This is a genomic window from Craterilacuibacter sp., assembly GCF_051659485.1.
Taxonomy (GTDB): Bacteria; Pseudomonadota; Gammaproteobacteria; order Burkholderiales; family Chromobacteriaceae; genus Craterilacuibacter.
The window spans coordinates 1-8,823 of record NZ_JBOFOO010000011.1; the positions used below are offsets into that span (position 1 = coordinate 1).

Annotated in this window: 10 protein-coding genes, 1 other RNA gene and 1 pseudogene; 5 read left to right on the top strand and 7 right to left on the bottom strand. The window is 57.8% G+C overall.

The genetic code is table 11. The features are described 5' to 3' along the window. Together ACRC1E_RS00265 and ACRC1E_RS00270 are read right to left on the bottom strand one after the other, a co-directional pair. Positions 1 to 239: pseudogene (locus tag ACRC1E_RS00265) on the bottom strand (YceI family protein); the annotation flags it as partial. Between the two features lie 11 nt (positions 240 to 250). Continuing rightward, positions 251 to 787, bottom strand: a complete 537-nt coding sequence (locus ACRC1E_RS00270; protein WP_438513106.1) for a cytochrome b — start codon at positions 785 to 787, stop codon at positions 251 to 253. A gap of 95 nt (positions 788 to 882) precedes the next feature. On the opposite strand from ACRC1E_RS00270, the gene ACRC1E_RS00275 reads away from it, so the two are divergent. Continuing rightward, a complete protein-coding gene (locus ACRC1E_RS00275) occupies positions 883 to 1,800 on the top strand; it encodes a LysR family transcriptional regulator (RefSeq protein WP_438513107.1) in 918 nt (305 codons plus the stop codon). Here the strand turns inward: ACRC1E_RS00275 and ACRC1E_RS00280 are convergent. The 5 genes from ACRC1E_RS00280 to ACRC1E_RS00300 form a co-directional block, all read right to left on the bottom strand. Further along, complete coding sequence (locus ACRC1E_RS00280) at positions 1,797 to 2,207, bottom strand: protease inhibitor I42 family protein (protein ID WP_438513108.1); 411 nt, start codon at positions 2,205 to 2,207, stop codon at positions 1,797 to 1,799. The genes ACRC1E_RS00275 and ACRC1E_RS00280 overlap by 4 nt on opposite strands. Positions 2,208 to 2,462: 255 nt before the next feature. Next, positions 2,463 to 3,410 (bottom strand): lipoyl synthase, encoded by a 948-nt coding sequence (gene lipA / locus ACRC1E_RS00285; protein ID WP_438513109.1) that lies wholly within the window; start codon positions 3,408 to 3,410, stop codon positions 2,463 to 2,465. Between the two features lie 53 nt (positions 3,411 to 3,463). Continuing rightward, positions 3,464 to 4,129, bottom strand: coding sequence for a lipoyl(octanoyl) transferase LipB (gene lipB, locus ACRC1E_RS00290; protein ID WP_438513110.1), 666 nt, complete (start codon positions 4,127 to 4,129; stop codon positions 3,464 to 3,466). A 2-nt stretch (positions 4,130 to 4,131) separates the two neighbouring features. Then, a complete protein-coding gene (locus tag ACRC1E_RS00295) occupies positions 4,132 to 4,398 on the bottom strand; it encodes a YbeD family protein (protein ID WP_438513111.1) in 267 nt (88 codons plus the stop codon). A gap of 69 nt (positions 4,399 to 4,467) precedes the next feature. Next, positions 4,468 to 5,604, bottom strand: a complete 1,137-nt coding sequence (locus tag ACRC1E_RS00300) for a D-alanyl-D-alanine carboxypeptidase family protein (RefSeq protein ID WP_438513112.1) — start codon at positions 5,602 to 5,604, stop codon at positions 4,468 to 4,470. A 201-nt stretch (positions 5,605 to 5,805) separates the two neighbouring features. Between ACRC1E_RS00300 and ilvA the strand changes: the two genes are divergently transcribed. The 4 genes from ilvA to ACRC1E_RS00320 all read left to right on the top strand — a co-directional run. After that, on the top strand, positions 5,806 to 7,338 hold the full coding sequence (gene ilvA, locus ACRC1E_RS00305; RefSeq protein WP_438513113.1) for a threonine ammonia-lyase, biosynthetic: 1,533 nt from the start codon (positions 5,806 to 5,808) through the stop codon (positions 7,336 to 7,338). Positions 7,339 to 7,403: 65 nt separating this feature from the next. Beyond that, positions 7,404 to 8,051 carry an HAD family hydrolase gene (locus tag ACRC1E_RS00310; protein ID WP_438513114.1) on the top strand — a complete coding sequence of 216 codons (648 nt, stop codon included), beginning with the start codon at positions 7,404 to 7,406 and terminating at the stop codon, positions 8,049 to 8,051. A 63-nt stretch (positions 8,052 to 8,114) separates the two neighbouring features. Continuing rightward, positions 8,115 to 8,479, top strand: a transfer-messenger RNA (tmRNA) gene (gene ssrA / locus ACRC1E_RS00315). A gap of 163 nt (positions 8,480 to 8,642) precedes the next feature. Then, positions 8,643 to 8,823: Arm DNA-binding domain-containing protein (locus ACRC1E_RS00320; RefSeq protein ID WP_438513115.1), on the top strand; the 181-nt coding region annotated here is incomplete at its 3' end.

Here is an 8,823-nt window from a genome sequence, read left to right on the forward strand (position 1 = left end):
GCCACCGCATCGGTGGCCGGCAAGGCAATACTGCTCGTAGCGATACGGATATCGGCGCGGCTATTGGCAAGCTTGACCGGATCAAAATGCGCATCGGCCTTGAAAGTGCGGAAGCTGCCCTTCATCGGCACCCCCATCTGGGTCAGGGTAAAATCCAGCCGGCTTGCCGCCAGATCGACACCTTGTGCCTGAGCCAGCAGCGGCAGGCTCAGCAGTACCGTCATCAGTTGTTTTTTCATCATGTTCATCCTCATTCTTGGCGTAGCGACATGCGGGCCAGCAGACCGTCCTTATCCAGATAATGGTGTTTCAGCGCGGCGAGTATATGTACCAGCACCAGCGCCGCCAGCGTGTAGGCCAGCACCGGATGGAGCCACGCCAGGCTATCGGCCAGCGCCGGGTCGGCATCCACCAGATCCGGCAACGGCCAGCGGGCAAACAGCACCACCGGGATACCCTTGGCCGAACTCATCAGCCAGCCAGCCATGGGCACGGCCAGCATCAAGCCGTATAAAGCCAGATGCCCGCCATGCGCCATCAGCCGCTCGATACGCCCCATATGAGCAGGCAGCGGCGGCGCGCCGCGGCTCACACGGGTCATGATGCGCAACACCAGCAGGAGCAGCACCAGCACCCCGCCCCATTTATGCCAGGCAAGATAGCGGAATTTAGCCGGGGACAAAGACAGACTCGCCACATAGAACCCGCCGACAAAGGTCGCCGTGATCAAGAGCGCCATCACCCAGTGCAACAGCACTTGCAACGGCGCATACGCTTTTACTTTCATTACCTGCCCTCGTTAATCGATGACTGCACTTTATTGTTATTTCATATCGCGATAAACTGGCATTCATGCAATAAATTGGTGCGAAAAACGAAACAATGGACAAACTGGAAGCGATGCGGGCACTGGTGGCAGTCGTCGATCAGGGAAGTTTTGTCGGTGCGGCAGTGCAGCTGGAGCAAACCAAGACCCGTTTATCGCGTCTGGTTTCCGATCTGGAAATGCAGTTGGGCGTACGCCTGATGCAGCGCACCACCCGGCGCCTGTCACTGACCGAAGAAGGCCAGCTCTATCTCGCACGCTGCCGCGATATTTTGCAGGCGATAAGCGAAGCCGAAGAAGAAGCCGCCAGCCGCAGCATCGAGCCACGCGGCCTGCTGCGCATCAGCGCCCCCCTGATCTTCGGCGCCCGTTATCTGGCCCCCTTATGGGCAAGGTTTGCGGCCGAGCACCCCGATATCCAGCTGGATATCGATCTGTCCGACCGCAAGATAGACCTGATAGAAGACGGCTTTGACCTAGCCATCCGCATCAGCAGCCACACCCCCGACTCACAACTCATCGTGCGCCCGCTGTGCACGGCACGTCTGCTACTGTGCGCCAGCCCTGACTATCTGGCGACACACGCAGCCTTGCAGCAGCCGGAAGATATCGCCTCGCATGCCGTCATCGATTACAGCTATGCAGTCCAGCGCCAGCAATGGCTATTGCAGCGTGGCGAAGAAATTCGCAGTACGCGCTTCACCCCAAGGTTGATCGCCAACAATGGCGACGTTTGCCGCCAGTTTGCACTGGCGCATCTGGGCCTGATACGTCAACCGGGGTTTATTGTCGGAGAGGATATTGCCGCCGGACGGCTTGTTGAAATTTTGCCGGACTGGCGGGCAGGTGATGTGGGAATTTACGCGCTCTACCCCAGCCGCAAGCATTTGCCGCTCAAGGTACGCACCATGGTGGATTTTTTACACGCCCAACTGGATGCCGCCGCATGGAACGGGCAGCCGTCTTTAGCCTAGCGCACTTGTACGCGGTAACGCAGCTCACGCAAAGCCACGTTTTTTTCCCATGGCCGGCGATAGGCAAACACCAGTTCGCTAACACCCGTTTGCTTGGCAATAAAGCGCCACGACTCGACGCCGCTACTGCCGGGCAGCGCACGATCCGCCACAAAATGCGCCTCACCTTGCTGCACCAGCAAAGGTGCGGCGCCGGAAACTTGCCAGTCATAACCGGTAGACGGGTTGGCAGGCAAGCTTAGCAACAGCACTTGCCCGCGCTGCAAAACCAGTGCCAGCCCGTTATCCGCCTCGCCAACGGCCACGGGGGCGGCAACAACATTCTGAACGGGCTTGCCATCCGGCACCGATGCACAGCCCCCCAGCAGCAAAAGACACATGGCGACAGAAAAACCGGACTGTTTCATCAAGACTCCGCAATTAGAATTGGCTGCTGTTTTAGCATACCGCCACAGCCCGGTCACACCCTGCCGCCGCACACCTTAGAACCTGTTCACGATCTGCTGCGCGTCGTCGATACGGCGTTAAAAACGGCTTCGAAATGCTCATGTGCCGTCTGTACACTCCGCTTTCTCAGCCGTTTTCGCCTTGTCTCGTGCTAGCTCGCGAGATCTTGAACACGCTCTGAGCCAGACTTAAGCGCCAATCGTACCGGATGCGCCTTACACCCCGGCCTGGTGGGCCTGCTCGTCGGCGTGGTAGCTGGAACGCACCATGGCGCCAACTGCCGCGTGTTTGAAGCCCATGGTGTAGGCCTCGGTTTCGAACGACTTGAACTGGTCGGGATGCACATAGCGCAGCACCGGCAAGTGACCATCCGTTGGCTGCAGATATTGGCCGACGGTCAGCATGTCGATATCGTAGCGGCGCATATCGGCCATGACCTCGAGGACTTCCTCGTCGGTTTCGCCCAAGCCCACCATGATGCCGGACTTGGTCCGTACCTCGGGGCGCAGCGCCTTGTACTGTTTGAGCAGTTCCAGCGAATGCAGATAATCGGCACCGGGGCGTGCCTGTTTGTACAGGCGCGGTGCGGTTTCCAGATTGTGGTTCATCACGTCAGGCGGCATGGCGGCCAGAATCTCCAGCGCGATTTCGAGACGGCCACGGAAATCCGGCACCAGCACCTCGATCTGGGTACCCGGCGACAGCTTGCGGATTTCGCTGATGCAGTCGGCAAAGTGCTGGGCACCACCATCACGCAGATCGTCGCGATCAACCGAAGTGATCACCACATAGCGCAGTTTGAGTGCGGCAACAGTCTCGGCCAGATGTTTCGGCTCGTTCGGATCCAGCGGATTAGGACGGCCATGACCGACATCGCAGAACGGGCAACGACGGGTACAGATATCCCCCATGATCATAAAGGTAGCCGTACCCTTGCTGAAGCATTCGCCGATATTCGGACAGGTCGCCTCTTCGCATACGGTATGCAATTTCTGCGCGCGCAAAATGTCTTTTATTTCGCCGAACCGCTGGCCGGACGGCAGCTTGGCACGTATCCATTCCGGCTTTTTCAGCTTCTCATCCAGCTGCACTACCTTGATCGGGATACGGGCGGTCTTGGCTGCGCCCTTGTGCTTGATGCCCGCTTCGTTTTCCAGCTTCATACCGACTCCCTTGGCTTTTATGCACCTTAAGCGGTGCCCATCTTGCTGTTGTTTTAGTCTTGCTGACTTGCTGCCACGGCGTCTCTATCAATAGCAGGCTCGGCGCTTGCCGGCGCATCCAGTGCCTGCGCCAGATGCGGCAATAAGCGCGCCGAGGCTTCGGCCACGCTTAGCGTGACACCCAAATCCTTGAGCTGGGTCACTTTCAGGCCCTGATAGCCGCAAGGATTGATCCAGCCAAACGGCGTCAAATCCATGTCGACATTCAGCGACAGTCCGTGATAGACCGCCCCGTTGCGTATCCTGAGTCCGAGCGAGGCAATTTTTTCACCCGCCACATACACACCGGGCGCATTCACGTCGCCGGCGGCTTCGATACCGCATTCGGCCAGCATGGCGATGATAGCGTTTTCGATGCGGCGCACCAGCTCGCGCACCCCCAGACCCAAACGCTTGAAATCTATCATTAGATAGACCACCAGCTGCCCCGGGCCATGATAGGTGACCTGTCCGCCGCGGTCGGTACGCACCAGCGGAATATCGGTGTGACACAAGAGGTGTTCCGGCTTGCCGGCCAGCCCCAGCGTGTAGACGGGTGGGTGTTCAACCACCCACAACTCGTCTGCGGTTGCGCTGGTACGCACATCGGTAAACGCCTGCATGCTGCGCCAGACCGGCTCGTAATCGGCCACACCCAGTTGCTTGACCATACGCGCCATGCTCACAGTACCAGCTTGACCATAGGGTGGCCGGTCAAAGCCAGATAGATCTGATCCAGCTGGGCGCGACTGGTCGCATTCACCGTGACGGTCAGCGACAGATACTTGCCGCTTGAGCTTTCACGTACCACCACATCCAGCTCGTCCAGATCCTGTGCGTGTATCCGCACCACCTCGATCACGGTCGTTGTCAGCGCCTCGTGACGCACGCCCATCACCTTCAGTGGAAAACGGCAGGGAAATTCGAATAGGTCTTTCTGATCGCTCATGCTTTCTTCCTTCAGTCGACTCCGATACAAGACCGAAGCCGGTATCGCGGACACAATACCCGCTACAACTTACCAGCCCAACATCAGCTTGATGCTGTCCCACAAACGGCTGAAGAAGCCCCCTTCGGCCACTTCGGCCAGTGCCAGCACCGGCTCTTCATGTATCACCTTGCCATCCAGCGACACCACTAATTTACCCACCACCTGACCCTTTTTCACCGGAGCGATCACCGGCTGCATCGTCGTCAAGTCGGCCTTGAGCTTGGCGGACTGGCCTTTGGCTACCGTGGTGTAGACATCGTGATTGAAACCAACCGCCAACTTGTCGGCGGCGCCCTTGTATACGCTCACTTCGGAAACAGCCTTGTTCGCAGCATACAGCTTGGGGGTTTCAAAGAATTGCAGGCCGTAGTTCAGCAGTTTCGAGCTTTCTACTGCGCGCGCTTCCGCACTGGCAGTCCCCACCACCACCGAAATCACCCGGCGACCATCACGGTGGCTTGACGCAATCAGGTTGTAACCGGCCGAATTGGTGAAACCGGTCTTCATGCCGTCAACGTTGGGGTCGCGATACAGCAGCAGGTTGCGGTTAGGCTGGGTGATGCCGTTATAACTAAACGACTTCATCGAATAGATTTGATAAAACTGCGGGAAATCGCGAATGATGGCCGTCGCCAAAATCCCCAGATCACGCGCGGTGGTGTAGTGCGCATCACCCGGCAGGCCGGTCGAGTTCTGGAAATTGGTGTTTTTCATACCCAGACGCTTGGCTTCAGCCGTCATTAACTGGGCAAACACTTCCTCGCTACCGGCAATAGCTTCGGACAGGGTGACGCAGGCATCATTGCCGGACTGCACAATCATGCCCTTGATCAGATCGTCGACCTTGGCCGGTACCTTAGGGTCGAGGAACATACGCGAGCCCTCAGCCTTCCAGCCTTGTGCCGAAACCGTCAGCGCCTGATCCAGCGTCAGCCGGTTTTCCTTGAGCGCCTTGAACGTCAGGTAAGCGGTCATCAGCTTGGTCAGCGAAGCCGGTTCGATACGGGCATCCGGGTCCAGCGAGGCGATGGTTTCACCGCTATTGAAATCGGTCAGATAATAGGCCTTGCCGGCAATGGCGGGCACAGGCGGCACGAATACGGTATTAGCAACAACAGGCAGCGCAAAGGCGGCAGCTACAATCAGGGAAGTCAGTTTTTTCATCATCAGCTTCTGGCATTAAGGGCAGACGCAAGGTCCGCATAGAATCAGCGCGCAATTATACACACCTGTCGCACCTGCGCTGCAGCAGCGTCCACGGCAAGCCCATCGCTGCAACAGATCACAGCCCCGTTCCCCAGCCTGTCTTTTCCTGATAGCCTGAGCAAGCAAGACATAGGCATCAAACAAAGGATAAAAAACCGCATGAGCACGCCTGCCCCCGACTATCTCGAACGCATCCTGACTTCGCGCGTCTACGACGTGGCCATCGAGTCGCCACTAGAAGTGGCGCCCAACTTGTCGCGCCGCACCAAAAACACCATCTTGCTCAAGCGCGAAGATCTGCAGCCGGTGTTTTCTTTCAAGTTGCGCGGCGCTTACAACAAGATGTCCAAGCTCAGCGCAGCACAAAGACAGCAAGGGGTGATTACCGCCAGTGCCGGCAACCATGCGCAGGGCGTCGCCCTGTCTGCCAGCAAGCTAGGCTGCGAGGCGACTATCGTGATGCCGGTCACCACCCCGCAGGTCAAGATAGATGGTGTAATCAGCCGCGGCGGCAAGGTCGTGCTGTTTGGCGAGTCCTATAGCGATGCCTATCAGCACGCCATGACTCTGGTGGCAGAAACCGGCAAGGTCTATATCCCGCCATTCGACGATCCGGATGTGATCGCCGGGCAAGGCACCATTGCCATGGAAATCCTGCGCCAGCACCAAGGCCATATCGATGCCGTGTTTGTCGCTATCGGCGGCGGCGGACTGGCGGCCGGGGTTGCCAGCTATATCAAGCGCCTGAAGCCCGAAATCAAGATCATAGGTGTACAGCCGGTCGATTCCGACGCCATGCGCCAGTCGATTGCTGCGGGGCACCGCGTCGAACTGAAAGATGTGGGGCTGTTTGCCGATGGCGTCGCGGTCAAGCTGGTAGGCGAAGAAACCTTCCGCATCTGCCGCGAGCTTCTGGACGAGATTATCCTGGTCGATACCGACGCAATCTGCGCCGCCATCAAGGATATTTTCGAAGACACCCGTGCCATCTGCGAACCGGCAGGCGCCTTGGCCGTGGCCGGCGCCAAGGCCTATGTAGAACGCGAGCGCTGTGAAGGCCAGACCCTGATTGCCATCAACTGTGGCGCCAATATGAATTTCGATCGCCTGCGCCACGTTTCCGAGCGTTCGGAACTGGGCGAACGCCGCGAAGCCATTATCGCCGTCACCATCCCCGAAACACCGGGCAGCTTCAAAAAATTCTGCAATATCATCGGCCAGCGCAATATCACCGAATTCAACTACCGTTTTGCCGATCCCAAACTCGCCCATGTCTTTGTCGGCGTTCAGATCAGCGGCCGTGACGATATTGAGCATATCCTCAGCTCGCTCAAGGCCGAGGGGCTGGGCGGCATCGACCTGACCGACAACGAAATGGCCAAGCTGCACATCCGCCATCTGGTCGGCGGCCATGCACCGCAATTGCAAGACGAGCGCGTGCTGCGCTTCGAGTTCCCCGAACGCCCGGGCGCACTCAAACGCTTTCTGGATGCCATGCGCACCGACTGGAACATCTCGCTATTCCATTACCGCAACCATGGCGCCGATTATGGCCGGGTCTTGGTCGGCATTCAGGTGCCGCCCTCCGATCACAGTGCATTCCAGCATTTCACCGAAACATTGGGCTACCCCTGCATCGAAGAAACCGATAATCCGGCCTATAAACTGTTCCTAGGCAAGACGCTGCGTTAAGTCCGCTTGTCCCTGCGTGCATTCGCAGGGACAATATTGCTGACGACACTACGAACACACACATCATGATACAGGCAGTCCTGTTCGACCTTGACGGCACCCTTGCCGACACCGCCCGCGATCTGGGCGGCGCGCTCAACCGCCTGCTGGCGGAAGAAGGCCTGCCACCACAGCCCTATGCCGCCATCCGCCCCATCGCCAGCCATGGCGCGCGTGGCTTGGTGAGTCTGGGTTTCGGCATCACGCAAGATCATGTGCGCTTCGAAGAATACCGCCTGCGCTTTCTCGAGCAATACGAACACGGCTTCGCCAATGAAACCTGTTTGTTTGACGACATCAATAGCATGATTACCGCGCTGCACCAGCGCGGCCTAGTCTGGGGCATCATCACCAACAAGCCGATGCGCTTCACCGACCGCCTCGTCCCTGCCCTACCCTTTGCCCTGCCGCCAGCCGTCGTTGTTAGCGGCGACACCGTGGGCATCGCCAAACCGGACCCAAAACCCATGCTGTACGCGGCCAGCCAGATCAATATCGCACCCGAGCACTGCCTGTATGTCGGCGACGCCGAGCGCGACATACAGGCCGGACGCGCCGTCGGCATGAAAACCGTACTGGTCAACTGGGGCTACATCGCCGACCATGACCGGCCGCACGAATGGGGTGCAGATATCCGCATTGACCACCCGCTGGAATTGTTGGCGCACCTGTAAAACCAGGCAGCTAAAGCTGGCACAAGCGCAAGCAAGCCTGTTATACTGGCCGCTACCAAATCTGGGGGCGACCTGGTTTCGACGGGGATTGCGAAGCAGATGAGGGCATACCGGGATTTCAGTCATCCCGTAAAACACTGAATTTTTTTAGTCGCAAACGACGAAACTTACGCTCTAGCAGCCTAACGGCCGGCTAGACACTACAACGATTCGCAGATGGGTCGGGGGCGTCAAAACCCTGTAGTGTTACTCTACATCTGCTAGTGCTATGTCGGGTTACTTGGCATTGTGCGAAACAATAGGTGACTCGCCAAAGCTCAGCCTGTCCGTCGGCGTAGTGGAGGTTAAATCCAAATGACACGACTAAGTATGTAGAACTCACTGTGTAGGATTTCCGGACGCGGGTTCGATTCCCGCCGCCTCCACCAAACAACCGTTTCATGACGTGTCATGAAACACCAAGAACCCCGAGAAATAAGCCTCTCGGGGTTTTTTGTTGTCTGTTATCGTGCCATACCGTGTCTTGACATACCGCCACCGATGGCGGTACTTATAGCGGTAGCACAGCTACCGACAGGGTCAGATACCGTCATGCCTCTAACAGACACCGCCTGCAAGAACGCAAAACCCAAGAATGACGGGAAGCCCGCCAAGTACGCCGACGAAAAAGGTATGTACCTGCTAGTCAATCAGGCTGGCAAATATTGGCGTCTAGATTACCGCTTTGCCGACAAGCGCAAGACCCTAGCCCTAGGGGTGTATCCGGAAAGAA

What these genes read in the sequence shown, in the direction of transcription:
- ACRC1E_RS00270 (WP_438513106.1), bottom strand. Translation starts at nt 787, where the DNA reads ATGAAAGTAAAAGCGTATGCGCCGTTGCAAGTGCTGTTGCACTGGGTG.
- ACRC1E_RS00275 (WP_438513107.1), top strand. Translation starts at nt 883, where the DNA reads ATGGACAAACTGGAAGCGATGCGGGCACTGGTGGCAGTCGTCGATCAG.
- ACRC1E_RS00280 (WP_438513108.1), bottom strand. Translation starts at nt 2,207, where the DNA reads ATGAAACAGTCCGGTTTTTCTGTCGCCATGTGTCTTTTGCTGCTGGGG.
- lipA (WP_438513109.1), bottom strand. Translation starts at nt 3,410, where the DNA reads ATGAAGCTGGAAAACGAAGCGGGCATCAAGCACAAGGGCGCAGCCAAG.
- lipB (WP_438513110.1), bottom strand. Translation starts at nt 4,129, where the DNA reads ATGGCGCGTATGGTCAAGCAACTGGGTGTGGCCGATTACGAGCCGGTC.
- ACRC1E_RS00295 (WP_438513111.1), bottom strand. Translation starts at nt 4,398, where the DNA reads ATGAGCGATCAGAAAGACCTATTCGAATTTCCCTGCCGTTTTCCACTG.
- ACRC1E_RS00300 (WP_438513112.1), bottom strand. Translation starts at nt 5,604, where the DNA reads ATGAAAAAACTGACTTCCCTGATTGTAGCTGCCGCCTTTGCGCTGCCT.
- ilvA (WP_438513113.1), top strand. Translation starts at nt 5,806, where the DNA reads ATGAGCACGCCTGCCCCCGACTATCTCGAACGCATCCTGACTTCGCGC.
- ACRC1E_RS00310 (WP_438513114.1), top strand. Translation starts at nt 7,404, where the DNA reads ATGATACAGGCAGTCCTGTTCGACCTTGACGGCACCCTTGCCGACACC.